Source organism: Streptomyces sp. 6-11-2, from assembly GCF_006540305.1.
GTDB lineage: Bacteria > Actinomycetota > Actinomycetes > Streptomycetales > Streptomycetaceae > Streptomyces.
The window spans coordinates 3,138,657-3,160,512 of sequence record NZ_BJOR01000001.1; the positions used below are offsets into that span (position 1 = coordinate 3,138,657).

20 protein-coding genes are annotated in these 21,856 nt (G+C 71.6%); 10 read left to right on the forward strand and 10 right to left on the reverse strand.

The annotated features are described in order from the left end of the window. The first annotated feature begins 66 nt into the window (after window positions 1-66). The 5 genes from folP to TNCT6_RS13475 all read left to right on the forward strand — a co-directional run bounded on the left by folP (window position 67) and on the right by TNCT6_RS13475 (window position 3,293). On the forward strand, window positions 67-1,023 hold the full coding sequence (gene folP, locus TNCT6_RS13455) for a dihydropteroate synthase (RefSeq protein ID WP_141359596.1): 957 nt from the start codon (window positions 67-69) through the stop codon (window positions 1,021-1,023). After that, window positions 1,020-1,523 carry a nuclear transport factor 2 family protein gene (locus tag TNCT6_RS13460; protein WP_141359597.1) on the forward strand — a complete coding sequence of 168 codons (504 nt, stop codon included), beginning with the start codon at window positions 1,020-1,022 and terminating at the stop codon, window positions 1,521-1,523. The genes folP and TNCT6_RS13460 overlap by 4 nt, the downstream gene beginning before the upstream one ends. A gap of 248 nt (window positions 1,524-1,771) precedes the next feature. Beyond that, window positions 1,772-2,131 carry a dihydroneopterin aldolase gene (folB, locus tag TNCT6_RS13465; protein WP_141359598.1) on the forward strand — a complete coding sequence of 120 codons (360 nt, stop codon included), beginning with the start codon at window positions 1,772-1,774 and terminating at the stop codon, window positions 2,129-2,131. Continuing rightward, complete coding sequence (folK, locus tag TNCT6_RS13470; protein ID WP_141359599.1) at window positions 2,128-2,739, forward strand: 2-amino-4-hydroxy-6-hydroxymethyldihydropteridine diphosphokinase; 612 nt, start codon at window positions 2,128-2,130, stop codon at window positions 2,737-2,739. The genes folB and folK overlap by 4 nt, the downstream gene beginning before the upstream one ends. 65 nt (window positions 2,740-2,804) lie before the next feature. Continuing rightward, complete coding sequence (locus TNCT6_RS13475; RefSeq protein WP_141359600.1) at window positions 2,805-3,293, forward strand: DUF3180 domain-containing protein; 489 nt, start codon at window positions 2,805-2,807, stop codon at window positions 3,291-3,293. A gap of 56 nt (window positions 3,294-3,349) precedes the next feature. On the opposite strand, the gene folE is transcribed toward TNCT6_RS13475, so the two are convergent. The 6 genes from folE to dacB form a co-directional block, all read right to left on the reverse strand. Continuing rightward, on the reverse strand, window positions 3,350-3,955 hold the full coding sequence (folE, locus tag TNCT6_RS13480; RefSeq protein WP_141359601.1) for a GTP cyclohydrolase I FolE: 606 nt from the start codon (window positions 3,953-3,955) through the stop codon (window positions 3,350-3,352). A 120-nt stretch (window positions 3,956-4,075) separates the two neighbouring features. Next, window positions 4,076-6,115 carry an ATP-dependent zinc metalloprotease FtsH gene (gene ftsH / locus TNCT6_RS13485; RefSeq protein ID WP_141359602.1) on the reverse strand — a complete coding sequence of 680 codons (2,040 nt, stop codon included), beginning with the start codon at window positions 6,113-6,115 and terminating at the stop codon, window positions 4,076-4,078. 184 nt (window positions 6,116-6,299) lie between these two features. Continuing rightward, complete coding sequence (gene hpt / locus TNCT6_RS13490; RefSeq protein WP_141366386.1) at window positions 6,300-6,860, reverse strand: hypoxanthine phosphoribosyltransferase; 561 nt, start codon at window positions 6,858-6,860, stop codon at window positions 6,300-6,302. 75 nt (window positions 6,861-6,935) lie between these two features. Next, complete coding sequence (gene tilS / locus TNCT6_RS13495) at window positions 6,936-8,132, reverse strand: tRNA lysidine(34) synthetase TilS (RefSeq protein ID WP_141359603.1); 1,197 nt, start codon at window positions 8,130-8,132, stop codon at window positions 6,936-6,938. Window positions 8,133-8,344: 212 nt separating this feature from the next. After that, the gene (locus TNCT6_RS13500) at window positions 8,345-9,490 is read right to left on the reverse strand and encodes a zinc-dependent metalloprotease (protein ID WP_141359604.1); all 1,146 of its coding nucleotides are present in this window, start codon (window positions 9,488-9,490) and stop codon (window positions 8,345-8,347) included. 751 nt (window positions 9,491-10,241) lie between these two features. After that, window positions 10,242-11,858 carry a D-alanyl-D-alanine carboxypeptidase/D-alanyl-D-alanine-endopeptidase gene (dacB, locus tag TNCT6_RS13505; RefSeq protein WP_141359605.1) on the reverse strand — a complete coding sequence of 539 codons (1,617 nt, stop codon included), beginning with the start codon at window positions 11,856-11,858 and terminating at the stop codon, window positions 10,242-10,244. A 79-nt stretch (window positions 11,859-11,937) separates the two neighbouring features. On the opposite strand from dacB, the gene TNCT6_RS13510 reads away from it, so the two are divergent. Continuing rightward, complete coding sequence (locus tag TNCT6_RS13510; protein ID WP_141366388.1) at window positions 11,938-12,429, forward strand: inorganic diphosphatase; 492 nt, start codon at window positions 11,938-11,940, stop codon at window positions 12,427-12,429. Between the two features lie 120 nt (window positions 12,430-12,549). Further along, on the forward strand, window positions 12,550-14,289 hold the full coding sequence (locus TNCT6_RS13515) for a threonine/serine exporter ThrE family protein (RefSeq protein WP_141359606.1): 1,740 nt from the start codon (window positions 12,550-12,552) through the stop codon (window positions 14,287-14,289). A 21-nt stretch (window positions 14,290-14,310) separates the two neighbouring features. On the opposite strand, the gene TNCT6_RS13520 is transcribed toward TNCT6_RS13515, so the two are convergent. After that, window positions 14,311-15,243 carry a DedA family protein gene (locus TNCT6_RS13520; RefSeq protein ID WP_141359607.1) on the reverse strand — a complete coding sequence of 311 codons (933 nt, stop codon included), beginning with the start codon at window positions 15,241-15,243 and terminating at the stop codon, window positions 14,311-14,313. 161 nt (window positions 15,244-15,404) lie between these two features. Between TNCT6_RS13520 and TNCT6_RS13525 the strand changes: the two genes are divergently transcribed. Next, window positions 15,405-15,770 (forward strand): YbjQ family protein, encoded by a 366-nt coding sequence (locus TNCT6_RS13525; protein ID WP_141359608.1) that lies wholly within the window; start codon window positions 15,405-15,407, stop codon window positions 15,768-15,770. Window positions 15,771-15,811: 41 nt separating this feature from the next. Here the strand turns inward: TNCT6_RS13525 and TNCT6_RS13530 are convergent, their stop codons facing one another. After that, complete coding sequence (locus TNCT6_RS13530; RefSeq protein WP_141359609.1) at window positions 15,812-16,573, reverse strand: MerR family transcriptional regulator; 762 nt, start codon at window positions 16,571-16,573, stop codon at window positions 15,812-15,814. 108 nt (window positions 16,574-16,681) lie between these two features. Between TNCT6_RS13530 and TNCT6_RS13535 the strand changes: the two genes are divergently transcribed. Next, window positions 16,682-17,965: an ion channel protein gene (locus TNCT6_RS13535; protein ID WP_141359610.1), complete on the forward strand. Its 1,284-nt coding sequence runs from the start codon at window positions 16,682-16,684 to the stop codon at window positions 17,963-17,965. A gap of 120 nt (window positions 17,966-18,085) precedes the next feature. After that, window positions 18,086-19,498, forward strand: a complete 1,413-nt coding sequence (locus tag TNCT6_RS13540) for a glutamate decarboxylase (protein WP_141359611.1) — start codon at window positions 18,086-18,088, stop codon at window positions 19,496-19,498. 37 nt (window positions 19,499-19,535) lie between these two features. Here the strand turns inward: TNCT6_RS13540 and TNCT6_RS13545 are convergent, their stop codons facing one another. Further along, complete coding sequence (locus TNCT6_RS13545; RefSeq protein WP_141359612.1) at window positions 19,536-20,177, reverse strand: PadR family transcriptional regulator; 642 nt, start codon at window positions 20,175-20,177, stop codon at window positions 19,536-19,538. 97 nt (window positions 20,178-20,274) lie between these two features. Beyond that, window positions 20,275-21,735: an aldehyde dehydrogenase family protein gene (locus TNCT6_RS13550; protein ID WP_141359613.1), complete on the reverse strand. Its 1,461-nt coding sequence runs from the start codon at window positions 21,733-21,735 to the stop codon at window positions 20,275-20,277. Window positions 21,736-21,856: the final 121 nt, after the last annotated feature.

A 21,856-nucleotide genomic window follows, 5' to 3' on the forward strand; every position in this document is an offset into this window, starting at 1 on the left:
CAGCACAGGGAGGCTCCGCCCGGGCCACGGCACGAGGGGGCCAGGGACGGGGCCTACGCTGAACGTATGAGCAACTTCAGCGGGCGCGGCCGCGTGGCGGGCCTTCCGGCGTGGGGCCGGTGCGCGGTCATGGGGGTCGTGAACGTGACCCCCGACTCCTTCTCCGACGGAGGCCGCTGGTTCGACACGACCACCGCCGTCAAGCACGGCCTGGACCTGGTCGCCCAGGGCGCGGACCTGATCGACGTCGGCGGCGAGTCCACCCGGCCCGGCGCCACCCGCGTCGACGAGGACGAGGAACTGCGGCGCGTCATCCCCGTGGTGCGCGGCCTCGCCGCCGAGGGCGTCACGATCTCCGTCGACACCATGCGCGCCCGCGTCGCCGAACAGGCCCTCGCGGCCGGCGCCGCCCTCGTCAACGACGTCAGCGGCGGCCTCGCGGACCCCGCCATGATCCCCGTGGTCGCGGAGGCGGGCGCCCCCTTCGTCGTGATGCACTGGCGCGGCTTCCTGGAGGGCGGCAACGTCAGCGGGGTGTACGAGGACGTCGTCTCCGAGGTCGTCGACGAGCTGCACGCGCGTGTGGAGGCCGTCCTGGAGGGCGGGATCGCCGCCGACCGCATCGTCGTCGACCCCGGTCTCGGCTTCTCCAAGGAGGCCGGGCACGACCTCACGCTCCTGGCCCACCTCGACCGCCTGCGCGGGCTCGGCCACCCCGTCCTGGTCGCCGCCTCCCGCAAGCGGTTCCTCGGGCGGGTGCTGGCAGGCCCGGAGGGCGCGCCCCCGCCCGCGCGCGAGCGCGACGCCGCCACCGCCGCCGTCTCCGCCCTCGCCGCGCACGCCGGCGCCTGGGCCGTGCGCGTCCACGAGGTCCGCGCGACGGCGGACGCGGTACGCGTCGCCCGCGCCGTGGAAGAGGCACGCACCCCCGGGAGCACACCGGAGGACCGGGCGCACTCCTCCGACGACGGGGAGGCGGACGGCAGACGCGGTGCGCACGGCCCCGCCGAAGGAGACCGGTGAGCGCGCCCCACACCGACGTCGAGCAGGTGGAGGCGGCCAACACCGCCTACTACGAGGCCATGGAGCGGGGTGACTTCGAGGAGTTGTCCGCGCTCTGGCTCACCCCCTCCGACCTGGGCGTCGACGAGGAGTACCACGACCCCGCCGACACCGGCGTGATCTCGTGCGTGCACCCCGGCTGGCCGGTCCTCACGGGACGCGGCGAGGTGCTGCGCTCCTACGCGCTGATCATGGCGAACACCGACTACATCCAGTTCTTCCTCACCGATGTGCACGTCTCGGTGACCGGCAACACCGCTCTGGTGACCTGCACCGAGAACATCCTCAGCGGCGGCCCCGCCCCCGCGGCCGGCGGCGAGCTCGGCCCGCTGGTGGGACAGCTCGTCGTCGCCACCAACGTGTTCCGTCGCACTGGTCTCGGATGGAAACTCTGGTCTCACCACGCCTCTCCCGTTCTGGCCGAAAACGACGGTGCCGAGGACGACGACACGCCCGCCTGAGTGGGTAGGCGCTGAAGCAGGGACGCGGAGTGGCCGGAATCACGGACTTCGGGAAAAGGGCCGCCCACCGGTCCGTGAGCAACCGGGTTCTCCAGGGGAAACACACGGTGAAACCTGCCGGGCCCGGCTCGCCCCGCCTCCCCGCGGCCCGGCTCCGTCAGTGCCCGCAGGTAGATTCGTGCCAGGCCGGTGTGCCGCCCGCACGCGGCAGGGACCGGTCGCCGCCGACGATTGCAGGAGTGATTCGCGTGGATCGTGTCGCGCTGCGCGGCCTGAGGGCCCGCGGGCACCACGGTGTGTTCCCCAAGGAACGCGAGGAGGGCCAGACCTTCCTCGTGGACATCGTCCTGGGAGTCGACACCCGGCCGGCCGCGGCCGACGACGACCTGGCGAAGACCGTGCACTACGGAATCGTGGCCGAGGAGGTCGTGGCCGTGGTGGAGGGCGAGCCCGTGAACCTCATCGAAACGCTCGCCGAGCGCATCGCCCAGGTCTGTCTGAAGCACGACGGGGTCCTGGAGGTCGAGGTCTGCGTCCACAAGCCGGACGCACCGATCACCGTTCCCTTCGACGACGTGACCGTCACCATCACCCGGAGCCGAGTATGAACGCGCCTTTCACCAAAGGGCCCACCGACCCGACCGTGCAGCCGGTGCCCGCCTCGGTCGTCGAGAAGGTCGACGCCGCGGACACCACTCTGCAGAACCCCAAGCGTGCCGTGATCTCGATCGGCTCCAACCTCGGCAACCGCCTGGAGACCCTCCAGGGGGCCGTCGACGCCCTGGAGGACACGCCCGGCGTCCGCGTCAAGGCCGTCTCCCCGGTCTACGAGACGGAGCCGTGGGGCGTCGAGCCCGGCAGCCAGCCGTCGTACTTCAACGCGGTGGTGATCCTCAAGACCACGCTGCCGCCGTCCTCGCTGCTGGAGCGCGCCCACGCCATCGAGGAGGCCTTCAACCGGGTCCGCGACGAGCGCTGGGGGCCGCGCACCATCGACGTCGACATCGTCGCCCACGCGGAGACCGTCTCCGACGATCCGCTCCTCACGCTCCCTCACCCGCGCGCCCACGAACGCGCCTTCGTCCTCGCCCCGTGGTACGACGTGGACCCGGACGCGCAGCTCCCGGGCCGGGGTGCGGTGGCCGATCTGCTGACCGCGCTCACCCGGGAGGGCGTCGAGCCTCGGGCGGACCTGGAACTCCGGCTGCCCGAGTAGTCGTTAAGGTCAGGGCGACGCAAGGTCTGCGACCGGCCTCGGTCCGGGGGAGCTGAAGGGACACCGTGAGAGAGCTGCGTATCAGGGTGCTGGCAGGCGTGTTCGTCGTCGCCGGGGTGCTGTCCTGGGCGGGCGCCCGGCTGTGGAACGCGGTGGGGACACTCCCCGGCGTCCCGCTGGCCGCCCCCATCGTCCTCGCCCTGATCGCCGCGGTCCTCCTGTCCACGGCGCTCTCCCTGCGCGCCCGGCTGAAGGCCCAGCGCGAGCGGCGGCCCGGAGCCAAGGGCGTCGACCTCATGATGGCCGCCCGCGCGGTCGTCTTCGGCCAGGCCAGCGCCCTGGTCGCCGCCCTTGTCGCCGGCGTGTACGGCGGCACGGGCGTCGCCCTGCTGGAACTCCTCGACATCCCGGCCCGCCGCGACCAGGCCGTCTACGCCGGCTTCTCGGTCCTCGCCGGCATCGCGGTGATAGCGGCCGCCCTGTTCCTCGAACGGGTCTGCAAACTCCCGGAGGACGACGACCAGAACCCGCCGGGGTCGGAACCGACGGCATGAGCCCGGCGGGCGGCGTACGCGGGTGAGCGGGCGGGCGCGGCCGGGCGCCGTCCGCGTCAGCGCGCCATGATGAGGCTCATCGCCTCGTTCCGCGTCGCGGCGTCCCGCAGCTGACCGCGCACGGCCGAGGTGATGGTCTTCGCGCCGGGCTTGCGGATGCCCCGCATCGACATGCACATGTGCTCGCACTCCACCACGACGATCACCCCGCGCGGCTCCAGGATCTCCATCAGCGAGTCCGCGATCTGGGTGGTGAGCCGCTCCTGCACCTGCGGGCGGCGGGCGTAGACGTCCACGAGCCGGGCCAGCTTCGACAGCCCCGTGATCTTCCCGCTGGTGGACGGGATGTAGCCGACGTGCGCGACACCGCGGAACGGTACGAGGTGGTGCTCGCAGGTCGAGAACACCTCGATGTCCTTGACCAGCACCATCTCGTCGTGACCCAGGTCGAACGTCGTCGTCAGCACGTCCTCGGGCTGCTGCCACAGTCCCGCGAATATCTCCTTGTACGCCCGGGCCACCCGTCCCGGAGTCTCCCGCAGGCCTTCACGGTCCGGGTCCTCGCCGACCGCGATGAGGAGTTCGCGCACGGCGTTCTCGGCACGCTTCTCGTCGAACTCTCCGAGGAAGCCCTCGCCGTCCAGCGTCACGGGGTCGGTCATGTGAAGCCTCGTTCCTGTGTGTCTGATCTGCGGACATGCGAAATGCCGCGCCCCCCAGGCTAGAACCTGGGGGGCGCGGCATGCATTCCGGGGCCGTTGGGGGCCCGGTGCGGGCTCCGGTCAGTTGTCCGGACGGTCCTCCGGCACCTGCTCCGTGGCCGGGGCGGGCTCCGTCGCCGTGGACTTGACCGTGCTGATCGCCGCCGTCGAGCCGTTGGCCCCGTTCGTCAGTGCGAGCTCCTTCGGGGAGAGCACCGGCGGGCGGGTGGACGGGGTGCGGCGGGAGGAGCCGGTCCAGGCGGGCCGCGGCGGCCGCTTGACGATCGGGGCGAAGATCTCGGCGATCTCCTCCTTGCCCAGGGTCTCCTTCTCCAGGAGGGCCAGGACGAGGTTGTCGAGGACGTCGCGGTTCTCGACCAGGATCTCCCAGGCCTCGTTGTGCGCGTTCTCGATGAGCTTCTTGACTTCCTCGTCCACCAGCGCGGCGACCTCTTCCGAGTAGTCGCGCTGGTGAGCCATCTCACGTCCGAGGAACGGCTCGGTGTTGTCGCCGCCGAACTTGATCGCGCCGAGACGCTCGGTCATGCCGTACTGGGTGACCATCGCGCGGGCCGTGGTGGTGGCCTTCTCGATGTCGTTCGCCGCGCCCGTGGTTGGGTCGTGGAAGACCAGTTCCTCGGCCGCGCGGCCGCCCAGCATGTAGGCGAGTTGGTCCAGCATCTCGTTGCGGGTCGTGGAGTACTTGTCCTCGTCGGGCAGGACCATCGTGTAGCCGAGGGCCCGGCCGCGGGACAGGATCGTGATCTTGTGGACCGGATCGGAGTTCGGCGAAGCCGCCGCGACCAGGGCGTGACCGCCCTCGTGGTACGCGGTGATCTTCTTCTCCTTGTCCGACATGATCCGGGTCCGCTTCTGCGGGCCGGCGACCACGCGGTCGATCGCCTCGTCCAGCATGTGGTTGTCGATCAGCTTCTTGTCACTGCGGGCCGTCAGCAGCGCGGCCTCGTTCAGGACGTTGGACAGATCGGCACCCGTGAAGCCGGGGGTGCGGCGGGCGACGGCGGACAGGTCGACGTCGGGCGCGACCGGCTTGCCCTTCTGGTGGACCTTCAGGATCTCCAGACGGCCCTGCATGTCGGGGCGGTCCACGGCGATCTGGCGGTCGAATCGGCCCGGACGCAGCAGCGCCGGGTCGAGGATGTCGGGCCGGTTGGTGGCCGCGATCAGGATCACGCCGCCCTTGACGTCGAATCCGTCCATCTCGACCAGCAGCTGGTTCAGCGTCTGCTCGCGCTCGTCGTGACCGCCGCCGAGGCCGGCGCCGCGGTGACGGCCGACCGCGTCGATCTCGTCGACGAAGACGATCGCCGGGGCGTTCGCCTTGGCCTGCTCGAACAGGTCACGGACGCGGGAGGCGCCGACGCCGACGAACATCTCGACGAAGTCGGAACCGGAGATCGAGTAGAACGGGACGCCGGCCTCGCCCGCGACGGCACGCGCGAGCAGGGTCTTGCCGGTGCCGGGCGGGCCGTAGAGCAGCACGCCCTTGGGGATCTTCGCCCCGACGGCCTGGAACTTGGCCGGCTCCTGGAGGAACTCCTTGATCTCGTGGAGCTCCTCGACGGCCTCGTCCGCGCCCGCCACGTCCGAGAACGTCGTCTTCGGGGTGTCCTTGGTGATGAGCTTGGCCTTGGACTTGCCGAAGTTCATGACCCGGGAGCCGCCGCCCTGCATCTGGTTCATCAGGAACAGGAAGACGACCACGATGAGAACGAAGGGGAGCAGGGAGAGCAGGATGCCGACGAAGGGGCTCTGCTTCGACGGCGAGACCGTGTAGCCCTTCGGGATCTGCTTGTCCTGGTACTTGGTCTGCAGCGTGTTGGCGATGGTCACGCCCTGGTCGCCGATGTAGCTCGCCTGGATCTTCGAGCTGCCGTCGACCTTCTGGCCGTCCTTGAGCTCGACCTTGATGGTCTGCTCGTCGCCCGTGGTCAGCTTGGCCTGCTGGACCCTGTTGTCATTGATCGCCGCTACGACCTTGCCCGTGTCCACCGTCTTGTAGCCGCCGGACTGACCGACGACATTCATCAACACGACCACGGCAAGGACGGCCAGCACGATCCACATGACCGGCCCACGGAAGTATCGCTTCACGTCCATCCATACGGAGCGGTGTCGCCCCGTCCCTCCTGCCATAGTGAGTTTGATAAGACAGTTCTTCTGACGGTACCCCAGCATTGGGGCTCGAAGCCGCACCGTAGGGCCGACGTACCCGTCTGCTTGCTCCAACGGCTTCGGTGCCGCCGGGGTTCCCGATCACGTACCGCGCTTGAGCCCTTCGGGGTCAGCCGCCGTAGACGTGGGGTGCGAGCGTACCGACGAACGGCAGGTTCCGGTACTTCTCGGCGTAGTCCAGGCCATAGCCGACGACGAACTCGTTGGGGATGTCGAAACCGACCCACTCCACGTCGATGGCGACCTTCGCGGCCTCGGGCTTGCGCAGCAGCGTGCACACCTTCAGGGAGGCGGGCTCCCGGGAGCCGAGGTTGGAGATCAGCCAGGAGAGGGTCAGCCCGGAGTCGATGATGTCCTCGACGATCAGGACGTGCCTGCCCTTGATGTCGGTGTCGAGGTCCTTGAGGATGCGCACGACGCCGGAGGACTGGGTGCCCGCGCCGTACGAGGACACGGCCATCCAGTCCATGGTGACGGGGGTGGACAGCGCCCGGGCGAGGTCCGCCATGACCATCACCGCGCCCTTGAGGACGCCGACGATCAGCAGGTCCTTGCCCGCGTACTCCGCGTCGATCTTCGCCGCCAGCTCGGCCAGCTTCGCGTCGATCTCTTCCTTGGTGATGAGCACCTTCTCGAGGTCGGCACCCATGTCTTTCGCGTCCACCCGCATCACTTTCGGTCGTCTCACCGGCGTTGACGGTCCTCCTCCGGGCTCCGCGTCAGCGGGCCGGCCGAGGTTCCCGATTCAGCCTTGCCGAATCACCAGTCTGCCACCCTGCCGCTGGGCGACGACCCTGCCGGGGAGGTTGATGGCCTTCTGGCCGCGCCAACCGGTGATCAGCCGGTCCACTTCCTCGATGTGCCGGGCGAACAGCGAACCGGCCGGAGCGCCCGCGTCGATGGCGGCCCGGCGCAGGATGCGGCGGCGTACGGCGGGGGGCAGGGCGTACAGCTTGGCGCACTCCAGGCGGCCGGCGTCGTCGCGGACGGTGGCCTCGGCCTGGCCGGCCCAGGCGTCGAGGGCGTCGGCGTCGTCGCGGGAGAGCTGGGCGGTGCGCGCGAGGGCCTCCACGACGCCCTTGCCGAGGGCCTTCTCCAGGGCCGGGAGGCCCTCGTGGCGCAGCCGGGAGCGGGTGTAGGCCGGGTCCGTGTTGTGCGGGTCGTCCCAGACGGGCAGGGACTGGACCATGCAGCCCTTGCGGGCGGTCTGCCGGTCGATGTGCAGGAAGGGGCGGCGGTAACGGCCGCCGGCCCCCGAGACCGCGGCCATTCCCGACAGGGAGCGGATGCCGGAGCCGCGGGCGAGGCCGAGGAGCACCGTCTCGGCCTGGTCGTCGCGGGTGTGGCCGAGCAGGACGGCGTGGGCGCCGTGGCGTTCGGCGGCGGCGTCGAGGGCGGCGTAGCGGGCGGCGCGGGCGGCGGCTTCGGGCCCGCCCTCGCGGCCGACGCTGACGGCGACGGCCTCGACCGGGTCCAGGCCCAGTCCGCGCAGCCGCTGGGCGACCTCCTCGGCGCGCAGGTCGGAGCCGGCTTGCAGGCCGTGGTCGACGGTGACGCCGCCGGCCCGGATGCCGAGTTTGGGGGCCTCGAAGGCGAGGGCGGAGGCGAGCGCCATGGAGTCGGCGCCGCCGGAGCAGGCCACGAGCACGAGCGGCGACGGCGGACGCTCGTGGGGGGCCGATGTGTCCTGTGCGGCGGCGGGCGAGGCCGATGCGGCCTGCGGGGCCGGCGAGCCGTGGGAGGCCTGCGGGGCGGGCGCCCGGACGGGGCCCGGCGTCGACGCGCCGTGCGGGGGCTGCCCGGGGAGCTGCGCGGGCAGGGGGCCCGGCCGGGCGGGCGCGGGCGCCGGCGCGGGGTGGGACGAGAGCTGTTCGTCGAGGATGTCGTGGAGGACGCGGCGTACCGCCAGGCGTATCGCCGCGACCGCAGGATGGGGACCCATGTCCGGTTCCCTTCACAGAGTCTTCGGGGGGTGAGCCCGATATCGGTCACTCAGAGTGCGTCGATGGTGACAGAAGCAGGCCGTTCCCCGAGCATTGCACGCCTACGCATGGCTCACGGTCCCTCGGACGAGTGATTGAAGTGGCGTTCTCCTGCCGTAGGCCGGATGCGGCGGCGCGCTTTCCCGGCTCTCGCGCTCCCTCGCACTCGTGGTCACGGTTCGGCCCTGCGGTGCACCCGTGCGATCCAGTCCGCCGGCTTGGAGATCTCCGCCTTGGTGGGAAGGGTGTTGGGGGAGGTCCACACCCGGTTGAAGCCGTCCATGCCGACCTGCTCGACGACCGCGCGTACGAAGCGCTCGCCGTCGCGGTACTGCCGCAGCTTGGCGTCCAGGCCGAGCAGCTTGCGCAGGGCCATGTCCAGGCGGGAGGCGCCCCTGGCGCGGCGCTGCTGGAACTTCTCGCGGATCTCCGCCACGGTCGGTACGACGTCCGGGCCGACGCCGTCCATCACGTAGTCGGCGTGGCCCTCCAGGAGGGACATCACGGCGGTGAGGCGGCCGAGGATCTCGCGCTGGGCCGGAGTCTGGACCATCTCGACCAGGGAGTGGCCGCCGTCGTCCTCCTCGCCCTCGGGGCGGCCGCCGGCCAGCGACTGGGCGGCCTCGCGGATGCGCTCCAGGAGCGCCATGGGGTCGACGTCCGTCTCCGCGAGGAAGGACTGGATCTCACCCTCGAGGTGGTCGCGCAGCCAGGGCACGGCGGTGAACTGCGTGCGGTGCGTCTCCTCGTGCAGGCACACCCACAGGCGGAAGTCGTGCGGGTCGACGTCGAGTTCACGCTCGACGTGGACGATGTTGGGGGCGACGAGCAGCAGCCGGCCGCCGCCGGGCGAGTCGGGGGGACCGCCGGCCGGCAGGTCGCGGGTGGCGGGGGCGAAGGTCTCGTACTGGCCGAGGACGCGGGAGGCCAGGAAAGACAGCAGTATCCCGAGCTCCACGCCGGTGACCTTGCCGCCGACGGCGCCGAGGACCGCGCCGCCGGGGGTGCCGCCGCGTCGCTCCTGCATCTTGTCCAGGAGCGGTTTGAGGATCTCGCGGAACCCGGCGACGTTCGCCCGGACCCAGCCGGGGCGGTCGACCACGAGTACGGGGGTGTCGTGGGCCTCGTGGGTGCCCAGGCGGGTGAACCCGCGGACGTGTCCCTCGGACGCCTTGGCGTGCCGGCGCAGTTCCGCGACGACGTCCCGGGCCTCGTCCCGGCTCACCTCGGGACCCGGCCGTACCAGCCGGGTCGCGGTCGCGACCGCGAGATTCCAGTCGACCATCCCGGGAGTTGCAGCACCACCGATGCTCGTCATGTGTCAACGGTACGTGAGCACTGCCGTTGGGGGCAGGCCGTGACGCTGGGTTGGGGGCCCTTTGTGTTCCGGCCGTGGTCCTGGCTGCGCCGAGTCGCGTCCGGGACATTCGGGACTGCCGAGCCTGACTCACGGCGGGGACGGCGGCGGCCGGACGGTCTCTGAACGGGCTGGGCCGGCCGTGGTGCGGCCGTGGCAGAGGGCACGGCCCGTCCGGCCCGTGCCCGACTGACGCGCCGGTCGTACGCCGCCCCTGCCCCACGGCGCCGCAGCCGTGCCCGTGCTGGCGCCGGAGCGGTGATCCACCGACGCCCGCGCGGCGGGGTCCGGCGGCACGGCCCCTGCCGGACGCGGCAACCCCACGGCCGTGCGGCGGCAGCGGACGGGCTGCGCCGGCCCTGTGGCCCTGACGGAGGACCGATTGCGAGCGTGCAAGGCCGACGCGGCCGGTCCGGCCCCATGCCCGACTGACCGTGCCCCGAATGGCGCGCCGGTCGTGCGCCCCCGTCCCACGGCGCCATGCACGGCCTGCCCTTGCGGGCATCGGGGCGGTGGTCCACCGATGCCCGCGCGGCGGGGCTCGGCGGCACGCCCCCTGCCGGACGCGGGGACGCCACAGCCGCGCGGCGGCAGCCGGGCAGGCTCCTGCGCCGGTGCCGCGGGCTCCGTGGGTCCGTGAGCGGCAGGGGCGTCGTGGGTGCGGCCGAGGCGGGTTGCGCGGGTCGGACGGGGATGGAGCAGCTGTGGGGGGTCAGTCGCAGGCGCAGGTGGCCAAGGTCGTGACCGCGTGGTCCAGGGCCGACTGGGCTGCGTCCGGGCCGGTGGTGTTCTCGGCGAGGAAGGCGAAGGCCAGCAGGTGGCCGTTGCGGGCGACGACCGTGCCCGCGAGGGTGTTGACGCCCGTCAGCGTGCCCGTCTTCGCCCGTACGAGCCCGGCCGCGCCGTCCGCGTAGCGACTGGTCAGGGTGCCGGTGAAGCCGGCGACCGGGAGGCCGGTGAGGACCGGGCGGAGGCCGGGGTCGGCCGGATCGGCCGCCTTGGCCAGCAGGGCCGTGAGCAGGTCCGCGGTGAGACGGTCGGCGCGGTTGAGCCCGCTGCCGTCGTGGAAGTCGGCGCCCGTCAAGGGCAGACCGAGTTTCCTCAGCTGGGCGGCGATCGCGGCGGCGCCCCCGTCGAAGTCCGCCCGTCCGCCCGTCGCGGCGGCCGTCTGGCGGGCCAGGGCCTCGGCGAGGTCGTTGTCGCTGTTGGTGAGCATCCGTTCGACCAGGCTCGACAGCGGGGGCGAGGAGACGGTGGCCAGGGTCTCCGCGCGGCCGGACGCCTTGGCGGGACCGGCGACCGTGGTCCGGATGCCGTGGCCGGACAGCAGGTCGGCGAAGGCGCGGGCGGCGTCCGCCGCCGGGTCGGCCACGCGCGGGGCCGGGCCGCTGGCCGAGCCGTCGGTGCGGGCCTCGTCGGTCATCAGGGCGCTGACCGGGGCGAGGTTGTCGTTCACGCCGATGGGGTGCAGCAGGGAACCGGCGTAGAAGGTGGTGTCGTGCGAGAGCGTCACCTCGGTCACGCCGCGCCTGGTCAGCGCGGTCGCCGTGTCGGCGGCGAGGGTGCGCAGGCTCGCCAGGTTCCCGGCGTCCTTGCGGGCGGTGAGCGTGGGGTCGCCGCCCCCGATCAGGACGAGTTTCCCGGTGCCGGGCTCCAGGGCAGCGCGGGTGGTGAGCCGGTGGTCGGGGCCGAGGGCGGACAGCGCGGCGACGGCGGTGGCGATCTTGGTGGTGGAGGCGGGGACGAGCGGGTCGCCGGCGTCCTGGCCGTAGAGCCGCTCGCCGCTGGTGATGTCGACGACGGCCGCGGCGTGGTGGGTGCCGAGGGCGGAGTCCCCCAGCAGCGGGTCCAGGGCGGCCGCGACGGCCGAGGCGTCCGACGCGGGCCGCACCGGGTCGCCGGAGCCGCCGAGGCCCACGAGCACCGGCACGGCGCTGGGCGCGGGCTTCGCCCCGCCGTCGGACGCAGACCTGGACGCATCGGATGTACGGGACGGATCCGGCGTATCGGTCCCGCGGCCGTGATCTGCGCCACCCGTGCGCCCCAGTGCCGCGGCCCGGTCCCGCTCGGCCGTACGCTGGCCGGTGGAGTCCCAGGGCCCGGCGGCGGTCACCACACCGGCCGCGAGTGCCAGCCCGGCCGTGGCGGCACCCGCGGTGTACTGCCAGGTCTTCGGCTCAGCGAGCCGCGACCCGACGGTCCCCGTGAGCCGCGCGACCCGCGGTTTCACGGCCCGCGCGGCCCGTACGAGCCGCAGCCGTGCGGCCCGTGCGAGACGGGTCAGGCGCGGTCTCGCGGCCCGCCAGGCTCTCAGCTCCGGCACGACCACCAGCCCCTTTCGCGATCACACACCTGCGTGAGGGACACTTAATCACCAGAACTATGTGCTGATCATGGAGGAGCCACCGGTGGAGTTCGACGTCACGATCGAGATCCCGAAGGGTTCGCGGAACAAGTACGAGGTGGACCACGAGACCGGTCGGATCCGCCTGGACCGTCGACTCTTCACCTCGACCAGCTACCCGGCCGACTACGGCTTCGTCGAGAACACCCTCGGCGAGGACGGCGACCCGCTGGACGCGCTGGTCATCCTGGACGAGCCGACCTTCCCCGGCTGCCTCATCAAGTGCCGCGCGATCGGCATGTTCCGGATGACCGACGAGGCCGGCGGCGACGACAAGCTGCTGTGCGTGCCGGCGTCCGACCCGCGGGTGGAGCACCTCCGGGACATCCACCACGTGTCGGAGTTCGACCGCCTGGAGATCCAGCACTTCTTCGAGGTCTACAAGGACCTGGAGCCCGGCAAGTCCGTCGAGGGCGCCGACTGGGTGGGCCGCACCGACGCCGAGGCGGAGATCGAGCGTTCCATCAAGCGTTTCCAGGAGCACGGCGGTCACTGACCCCCGCGCGTCCCACGGGCCGCACCATCCCCACGGGGGCGGTGCGGCCGTTCGCGTACCTGTACGTCCGTCTGCGCATACTGAGGCTGACGGAAGGTTTCGTTCAGGGAGCATTACTCAGTGACGGACGCGGAGGACCGCAAGCCGCAGTCGGACGAGGCGCGGAGTGCGTTCAGGGTTCCCGCCGGGCCCTCGGTGACCCAGGCGACCCAGGTGATTCCGGTCGTACCGGCGGCCGACGGCGAGTCGTCCACGACATCCGAGTTCGCCGTGCCCGAGGGGCTGACGGCACTCAGGACGGGGACCGAGTCGGAGACCACGTCCGAGTTCGCCGTGCCGGACGGGCTCGACGTCACACCGCCGCCGGCCGTGGAGCCGGAGGGGTCCGCCTTCAGCACGCCGCGGACCTACAGCGCCCGCCAGGCCCCGCCCGCCTTCACCCCGGCGAGCGGCATCCCGGCGGTCAACCTGCCCAAGGACGTGCCCTGGCAGGACCGGATGCGCACCATGCTGCGCATGTCGGTGGCCGACCGGCCCGCACCCGAACCGGTGCAGAAGGCGGAGGAGGAAGGTCCCGCCGTCCCGCGCGTGCTCGACCTGACCCTGCGTATCGGCGAGCTGCTGCTCGCGGGCGGTGAGGGCGCCGAGGACGTGGAGGCGGCGATGTTCGCGGTCTGCCGCTCCTACGGCCTGGACCGCTGCGAGCCGACCGTCACCTTCACCCTGCTGTCGATCTCCCACCAGCCGTCCCTGGTGGACGACCCCGTGACGGCGTCGAGGACGGTACGCCGCCGGGGCACCGACTACACGCGCCTGGCGGCCGTCTTCCGGCTCGTCGACGACCTGAGCGATCCGGAGACCCACCTCTCCCTCGAGGAGGCCTACCGGCGGCTGGCGGAGATCCGCCGCAACCGGCACCCCTACCCCGGCTGGGCGCTGACCGCGGCCGCCGGGCTGCTCGCGGGCACGGCCTCCGTCCTGGTCGGCGGCGACCTGATCGTCTTCGTGGCCGCGGCGCTCGGCGCGATGCTCGGCGACCGGCTCGCGTGGCTGTGCGCGGGGCGCGGGCTGCCGGAGTTCTACCAGTTCACGGTCGCCGCGATGCCGCCGGCCGCGCTCGGCGTCGCGCTCACCGTGGCGCACGTCGACGTGAAGGCGTCCGCCGTCATCACCGGTGGACTGTTCGCGCTGCTGCCGGGGCGGGCGCTGGTGGCGGGCGTGCAGGACGGGCTGACCGGCTTCTACATCACCGCCTCCGCGCGCCTGCTGGAGGTCATGTACTTCTTCGTCGGCATCGTCACAGGCGTCCTGCTGGTCCTGTACTTCGGTGTGAAGCTGGGCGCCGCGCTCGATCCGGACGCCGCGCTCGCCATGAGCCGGCGGCCGGTGCTCCAGATCGTCGCCGCGATGCTGCTGTCGCTGACCTTCGCCGTGCTGTTGCAGCAGGAGCGGTCCACCGTGCTGCTGGTGACGCTCAACGGCGGTGTCGCGTGGTCGGTGTACGGCGCCATGCACGACGTCGGCAACATCTCCCCGGTGGCCTCCACGGCCGTGGCGGCGGGTCTGGTGGGCCTGTTCGGGCAGTTGCTGTCCCGCTACCGGTTCGCCTCCGCGCTGCCGTACACGACCGCCGCGATAGGGCCGCTGCTACCGGGTTCGGCGACGTACTTCGGTCTGCTGTCGATCGCGCAGAACCACGTCGACAAGGGACTGGTCTCGCTGGCCAAGGCGGTGTCGCTCGCCATGGCCATCGCGATCGGGGTGAACCTCGGCTCGGAGATCTCCCGGCTGTTCCTCAAGGTGCCGGGCGCCGCCTCGGCCGCGGGGCGCCGGGCCGCGAAGCGGACCCGCGGGTTCTGACCCGCGGATCCGACCGGTGCTCTACGGGGCGCGGTGGTAGCCGCCGTTGTCCGGGTACTGCGGGTTCTGGTCGTAGTCGCCCTGCTGCTCGCCGTAGGACTGCTGCGGGTACGGCTGCTGCTGCGGGTACGGCTGCGGGTACTGCTGGCCGTAGCCGTACTGCTGCTGCTCCTGCGGGGCGTGGTTCTGGTTGCCGTACTGGTGCGGCGGCTCGATGCGGCGCAGGCGGGTCGTGGCGTCGTCCATGACCGGCTGCTGGAACTGCTGCGCGTGCTGCTGCTGGTACGGGTCGGCGGGCTGCTGGACGGGGGCGGCCGGCTCCTCGGGGGCGTTCTTGGCCTTGGAGCGGGCGCGCAGGAACTCGATGATGATCGGGACCACCGAGACGAGGACGATCAGGATGAGGATCGCCTCGATGTTGGCCTTGACGAAGCCGATGTTGCCCAGCCAGGAGCCGAGGAGCGTCACACCGGCGCCCCACAGCACACCGCCGATGATGTTGAAGACCAGGAACGAGCGGTACCGCATGCCGCTGACGCCCGCGATGATCGGCGTGAACGTGCGCACGATGGGCACGAAGCGGGCCAGGACCAGGGACTTCGGGCCGTACTTCTCGAAGAACTCGTGCGCCTTGGTGACGTTCTCCTGCTTGAACAGGCGGGAGTCGGGCCGGTTGAAGAGCGACGGCCCGACCTTCTTGCCGAACATGTAGCCCGCCTGGTCGCCCAGGATCGCGGCGAGGCAGATCAGGCCGATGGCACCCCACAGCGGGAAGTCCAGCTGCTTGGACGTGATCAGCAGACCGCAGGTGAACAGCAGCGAGTCACCCGGCAGGAAGAAGCCGATGAGCAGACCCGACTCGGCGAAGACGATGAGGAGCAGGCCCCAGATGCCGAACGAGTTGAGCAGGTGGTTCGGATCCAGCCAGCTCGGGCCGAGGGCAAGCGTCGTCACGGTTCCGGACTCCTGAGGGGGATGGGGTGTGCGGCGTCGAGGTGTCGAGGCGGGGCCTCGTGCGGTGCCGCACAAAGCTACCAACGCAAGGTATACGCCCAAGGTTCCACGGGTGCCCGGGGGATGGCGCTGCGCGGTCCGCTCACGCCAAGCTGTGCGCCATGAACATCGATGAATACGGCGGCGGCCAGGAGCCCCAGCCGGACGTGCTGGTCGTGACGACGAACGACGTACCCGGCCACCGGGTGGAGAAGGTCATCGGCGAGGTCTTCGGGCTGACGGTCCGCTCCCGGCACCTGGGCAGCCAGATCGGAGCGGGTCTGAAATCGATGATCGGCGGTGAGCTCAAGGGGCTCACCAAGACACTGGTGCAGACCCGCAACCAGGCCATGGAGCGGCTCGTCGAGCAGGCACGCGCGCGGGGCGCCAACGCGGTGCTGGCCTTCCGCTTCGACGTGACCGAGGCGGCGGACGTCGGCACGGAGGTGTGCGCCTATGGCACGGCCGTGGTCCTGGCCCGGGAGTGACCGGCGGGGGCCCGGGTGCGGGGACCCGGGCCCCCGGTCTCCTACGCGGTGTGGCGCTCGGCGTTGGCGAGGATCGCCTCGCGCAGGTAGGCGGCCAGGCCCGGCCGGATCTTCTCGTAGGTCGCGGTGAAGCGCGGGTCGGCGACGTACATCTGCGCCAGGCAGGTGTGCATCTCGTGCCCGCAGTCGTAATAGCTGCCGGAGATGAACCGGCGGTGTTCCTCGGCCACGTCCATGGCGGCCTCGGAACCGGCCGGCGTGCCCGCGTCGAGCAGCGCCGCCATGCGCCGGTGGATCGCGTCCTGCTCCTCGGTGAGCCGCTTCCAGTCCTCCTTGGTGTACGAGGCGGTACGGCGCTGGGACTGCCGGTAGGCCTCGGTGTCGCCCCAGCGCTGCCGGACCTCGTCGGCGTACTGCTCGGGGTCGTGGTCGCCGAAGACCTCGAACCGCTCCTCCGGCGTGAGATCGATGCCCATCCTGCGTGCCTCCATGGCCTTCTCCACGGCCGCGGCCATCTTCCTCAGCTTCTCGATCCGGGCGGTCAGCAGCTCGTGCCGTCGGCGCAGGTGCGCGCCGGGGTCCGCCTCCGGGTCGTCGAGCAGGGCCGCGACCTCCTCGAGCGGGAAGCCGAGCTCCCGGTAGAACAGGATCTGCTGCAACCGGTCGAGATCCGCGTCGCCGTAGCGCCGGTGGCCCGCGTGGCTGCGCTCGCCCGGGACGAGCAGGCCGATGTCGTCGTAGTGGTGCAGGGTGCGCACCGTCACTCCGGCGAATCCGGCGACCTGTCCCACGGAGTAGCTCACTTCCGCTCCTTTCTCGGTACGCGGTCCACGGTGGCTCCTCACGCCACGTGAGGTGCAAGCGTGTTTCGCTCGGACGTTGTGTCGCTTTCGTCTGTTTATCGTGAGCCCGTGGCCCAGGACACCGCACAGCAGGCACCGACCGCCCCGGCGACCCCGGCCCGCGCTCTGCTGCCGCTGCTCCTGCCCGCACTGGCCGTCGGAGTCGGCTCCAGTCTGCTGTTCCTGCTGGTGAGCGGGCTGGCGGAGCAGTTACAGGGGGTTTTGTGGGAAAGCCTGCCCGATGCCCTGGGCATCGGGCGCTACTCGGTGGTGTGGACGCTGGTCGTGCTCACCGCGACCGGCGTCCTGGTGGGGCTCGTGGTGTGGAGGGCGCCGGGGCACGCGGGCCCGGAGCCGGCGACGCTGGGCCTGACGGCCACCGCGGTGGCGCCGGGCGTGCTGCCGGGGCTGCTGGTGGCCGCCATGCTGATGCTGGCCGGCGGGCCGAGCCTGGGCCCCGAGAACCCCATCATCATGGCGAACGTGGCGCTGGCGTTCGCGCTGGGCCGCCGGCTGCTGCCCCGGCTGCCGGGCGCGCTGTGGCCGGCGCTGGCGGAGGCGGCGACGATCGGCGCCCTGTTCGGCACCCCGGTGGCCGCCGCGCTCGTCATCTCCGAGGCACTGGCCGGGCGGCCGATGAAGGGGGCGCTGTGGGACAGCCTCTTCGCGCCGCTGGCCGCCGGGACCGCAGGCGCCATGACCACGGCGCTGGTCTCCCGCCCCACCTTCGACCTGGGCCTTCCTCCTCTCGGCCGGCCGCACGGGGGCGACCTCCTGGCCGCGCTGGCGATCGCCTCCGCGGCCGCGCTGCTCGGCCTGCTCGCCGTGTACGCCTTCCCGTACGTCCACCGCGCCTTCTCCCGGCTCGGGCACCCGATGCTGGCACTTCCCGCCGGTGGGCTCGTACTCGGCCTGCTGGCGGTGCTGGGCGGCCCCCTCACGCTCTTCAAGGGGCTGTCGGAGGTCGCGGAACTGACCCGCGAGCCCGGCGCCTGGACGGCGGGGCAGTTCGCGACCATGGCCGTGGTGAAGCTGGCCGCGCTGCTCGTCGCCGCGTCCTGCGGGTTCCGCGGCGGGCGGATCTTCCCGTCCGTGTTCGTCGGCGCCGCGTTCGGGCTGACCGCGCACGCCCTCGTGCCCGCGGTACCCGAGTCGCTCGGGGTGGCGGCGGGCGTGCTGGGCATGCTCCTGGCCGTCACCCGGCAGGGCTGGGTGAGCCTGTTCACGGCCGCGGTCCTCGTGTCCTCGCCGACCGTCCTCGCGCTGCTGTGCGCCGCCTCGCTGCCGGCCTGGCTGCTGGTGACCGGCAGGCCGCTGATGCAGCTCGGGAAGGACGGCAAGGCGGTCCGCTGACCGGGCCCCGCGCCCCGGTTCCGCGAACCTTCCGTACGACGACTCCTCCGACTCCCTCGGCTCCCCCACCCCCGGCCCCTCGAACCCATCGATCACGTCGATCCAGTAGGAGACAGCCACATGCCGCTGCACCAAGGACACGAGAAGCCCGACGAGCGCCCCCTGTCCGTCAACCCCTTCTACGGGGAGGCGAATCCGGCCGTCGAGATGGCCGAGGCGCCGCCCAAGCACCAGCTCGCCGACACGCCCCTGCCGCCTTCGACGGCGTCCCAGCTCGTGCACGACGAGCTGATGCTGGACGGCAACTCCCGGCTGAACCTGGCCACGTTCGTCACGACCTGGATGGAGCCGCAGGCCGGTGTCCTGATGAACGAGTGCCGCGACAAGAACATGATCGACAAGGACGAGTACCCGCGCACCGCCGAACTGGAGCGGCGCTGTGTGGCGATGCTCGCCGACCTGTGGAACGCGCCGGACCCCTCGGCCGCCGTGGGCTGTTCGACGACCGGGTCGAGCGAGGCGTGCATGCTCGCCGGGATGGCGCTCAAGCGGCGCTGGACGCAGCGCAACGCCGACCGCTATCCCGGCCGGGACGCGCGCCCGAACCTCGTCATGGGCGTCAACGTCCAGGTGTGCTGGGAGAAGTTCTGCAACTTCTGGGAGGTCGAGGCCCGCCAGGTCCCGATGGACGGCGACCGCTACCACCTCGACCCGCGGGCCGCCGCCGAGCTGTGCGACGAGAACACCATCGGGGTCGTCGGCATCCTGGGCTCCACCTTCGACGGCTCCTACGAGCCGATCGCCGACCTGTGCGCGGCCCTGGACGCCCTCCAGGAACGCACGGGGCTGGACGTCCCGGTGCACGTCGACGGCGCCTCGGGCGGCATGATCGCGCCCTTCCTCGACAAGGACCTGGTCTGGGACTTCCGGCTCCCGAGGGTGGCCTCGATCAACACCTCGGGGCACAAGTACGGGCTGGTGTACCCGGGCGTCGGCTGGGCACTGTGGCGGGACCAGGAGGCGCTGCCCGAGGAGCTGGTCTTCCGGGTCAACTACCTGGGCGGTGACATGCCGACCTTCGCGCTGAACTTCTCCCGGCCCGGCGCGCAGGTGGTCGCCCAGTACTACTCGTTCCTGCGGCTGGGCCGCGAGGGCTACCGGCTGGTGCAGCAGAGCACCCGGGACGTGGCCCGCCACCTCGCCGAACGGATCGAGGCGCTCGGCGACTTCCGGCTGCTGACCCGCGGCGACCAGTTGCCGGTGTTCGCCTTCACCACGGCGCCGGAGGTGCGGGCCTTCGACGTGTTCGACGTCTCCCGGCGGCTGCGCGAGAACGGCTGGCTGGTGCCCGCGTACACCTTCCCGCCGAACCGGCAGGACCTGTCCGTCCTGCGCGTGGTCTGCCGCAACGGGTTCTCGGCGGACCTCGCCGAGCTGTTCCTGGAGGACCTCGGGCGCCAGCTGCCCGAACTGCGCCGCCAGCCGCACCCGCTGATCCGGGACAAGAACGCGGCCACCGGCTTCCACCACTAGGGCCTCTCGTTTGGACCCTAGGCCGTGCCGTACGGGATCAGCGGTCGTCCCCCGGATGGCGTTCGCCCGTCGCGTACGGGTTCCGCTCGCCCTCGGCCAGGACGCCGACGAACGGCTCGCCCTCGCCGGCGAAGGTGTAGGCGCCGCGTTCCAGGCGTCCGATCAGTCCCCGGGTCCACGCGGCGTCGGAGTCGGCCGTGTGGACCCACAGGTTCATGATCTCGCCGATGTGGCCGAGCTGTTCGGGTCCGTCCTCGGGAACGTAGTGCTCGGTGACGGACGTCCGCCACTGCCCGATCCGCCGGATCCGCTCCTGGAGCAGGGCGATCGCCTCGTCCCTGGGCAGGTCCACGAGGAAGCCGATGGCCGCGGACTGGACGTCCGCCTTCTGGCCGTAGGAGACCAGGGCCTCCCGCAGCAGCCGGAAGTACTCCTCGGTGCCGGCGTCGGTGATCTCGTACTCCGTGCGGGGCGGGCCGCCGGCCGTGGACGGGGCGGTCTCGTGCGCGTGCAGCAGTCCTTGCCCGGCCATCTGCTTCAGGGCGTGGTAGATCGAGCCGGGCTTGGCGTTGGACCACTCGTGCGCGCCCCAGTACTCCAGGTCGCCGCGCACCTGGTAGCCGTGGGCCCGCCCGTGCTGGCGGACGGCGCCCAGCACGAGGAGACGGATCGCTGACATGCGCTCCAGGTTAGAGCCAGGGCCTCTCGTTCGGATCAAGCCGGGCTCGCGGGCCCTGGCACCGCTCCCGGAGCCGGCCTGATCCAGTCGGAAGACCCTAGAACGGGAACCCGCTCCGGCCGTGCTGTACCGAGATCCACTTCAGCGTGGTGAAGGCGTCCAGGGTCGTCTCGCCGTTCAGCCGGCCGATGCCGGAGTGCTTCTCGCCGCCGAAGGGGACGAGCGGCTCGTCGTGGACGGTGCCGTCGTTCACGTGGAACATGCCGGTGTCGATCCGCTTGGCGAAGGCCACACCCCGCTCGATGTCCGCCGTGTGGACGGCGCCGCTGAGGCCGTACGGGGTGTCGTTGACGATCCGGACCGCCTCCTCCTCGCCGTCGAACGGGATGACGAAGGCGACCGGGCCGAAGACCTCCTGGCGGAGCAGGGAGGAGTCGGCGGGCAGGTCCGTCAGGACCGACGGCTCGACGAGGTTGTCGGTGGTGGTGCCGCGCAGCAGGGCCGTGGCCCCCTCGGCGATCGCCTGCTCGACGGCGCCCGACACCGCGTTCGCCTGGGTGGAGTTGATCACCGGGCCGATGACCGTCTCCGGGTCGCGCGGGTCGCCGACCTTCAGCGACCTCACCTTGGCGACGAACTTCGCGGTGAACTCCTCGGCGACCGAGCGGTCCACCATGATCCGGTTCGCGGCCATGCAGACCTGGCCCTGGTGGACGTACCGGCTGAAGACGGCCGCGTCGACCGCGTAGTCGAGATCGGCGTCGTCCAGGACCACGACCGCGCTGTTGCCGCCGAGTTCCAGGACCGAGCGCTTGAAGTGGGAGGCGCAGACGGTGGCGACGTGCCGCCCGACCTTGTCGGAGCCGGTGAAGGAGATGACCTTGGCGACGGGGTGCTCGATGAATGCGTCGCCGATCTCGGCGATGTCGGTGATGACGACGTTGAGCAGACCGCCCGGCAGACCCGCGTCCTCGAAGATCTTCGCGACCAGGGAGCCGCCGGTGACCGGGGTGTTCTGGTGCGGCTTGAGCACCACGCCGTTGCCGAGGGCGAGCGCCGGGGCGACCGACTTCAGGGACAGCAGGAAGGGGAAGTTGAAGGGGCTGATGACGCCCACGACACCGACCGGCACCCGGTAGACCCGGTTCTCCTTGCCGTCGACCGGGGACGGCAGGATCTTGCCCTCGGGGCGCAGCGCCAGGTGGATCGACTCGCGCAGGAACTCCTTGGCGAGGTGCAGTTCGAAAGCGGCCTTCAGACGGGTGCCGCCGAGCTCGGCGATGATCACGTCGGTGATCTCCGGCTCCCGCTCCTCGACCAGCCGCAGCGCCTTCTCGAAGACGGCCCGGCGGGCGTAGGCGTTGGTCGCGGCCCACTCCTTCTGGGCGCGGGCGGCCGCGCGGTAGGCCTGATCCACCTCGTCGACCGTGGCTATGGTGATCGAGGCCAGCTTCTCCCCGTCGTACGGGTCGAAGTCGATGATGTCCCAGGAGCCGGTCCCGGGGCGCCACTCGCCGTCGATGTACTGCTGGGCCAGGTCGGTGAAGTAGGACGACATGTGCTCCCTCGATCCCCTGCTGTCGAGATGGTCGAAGCAGTCGGAGCCCGATCAACCCCCGATCACTTCTTCACGGTCTGATCACACGTCATCGTACTTGCGCGCGAACCGAGTTGGGGGT

Coding starts and splice junctions, on each gene's coding strand:
- folP (WP_141359596.1), top strand. CDS start 67: ATGAGCAACTTCAGCGGGCGCGGCCGCGTGGCGGGCCTTCCGGCGTGG.
- folK (WP_141359599.1), top strand. CDS start 2,128: ATGAACGCGCCTTTCACCAAAGGGCCCACCGACCCGACCGTGCAGCCG.
- folE (WP_141359601.1), bottom strand. CDS start 3,955: ATGACCGACCCCGTGACGCTGGACGGCGAGGGCTTCCTCGGAGAGTTC.
- ftsH (WP_141359602.1), bottom strand. CDS start 6,115: ATGGACGTGAAGCGATACTTCCGTGGGCCGGTCATGTGGATCGTGCTG.
- hpt (WP_141366386.1), bottom strand. CDS start 6,860: ATGCGGGTGGACGCGAAAGACATGGGTGCCGACCTCGAGAAGGTGCTC.
- tilS (WP_141359603.1), bottom strand. CDS start 8,132: ATGGGTCCCCATCCTGCGGTCGCGGCGATACGCCTGGCGGTACGCCGC.
- TNCT6_RS13500 (WP_141359604.1), bottom strand. CDS start 9,490: ATGACGAGCATCGGTGGTGCTGCAACTCCCGGGATGGTCGACTGGAAT.
- TNCT6_RS13525 (WP_141359608.1), top strand. CDS start 15,405: ATGAACATCGATGAATACGGCGGCGGCCAGGAGCCCCAGCCGGACGTG.
- TNCT6_RS13540 (WP_141359611.1), top strand. CDS start 18,086: ATGCCGCTGCACCAAGGACACGAGAAGCCCGACGAGCGCCCCCTGTCC.
- TNCT6_RS13545 (WP_141359612.1), bottom strand. CDS start 20,177: ATGTCAGCGATCCGTCTCCTCGTGCTGGGCGCCGTCCGCCAGCACGGG.
- TNCT6_RS13550 (WP_141359613.1), bottom strand. CDS start 21,735: ATGTCGTCCTACTTCACCGACCTGGCCCAGCAGTACATCGACGGCGAG.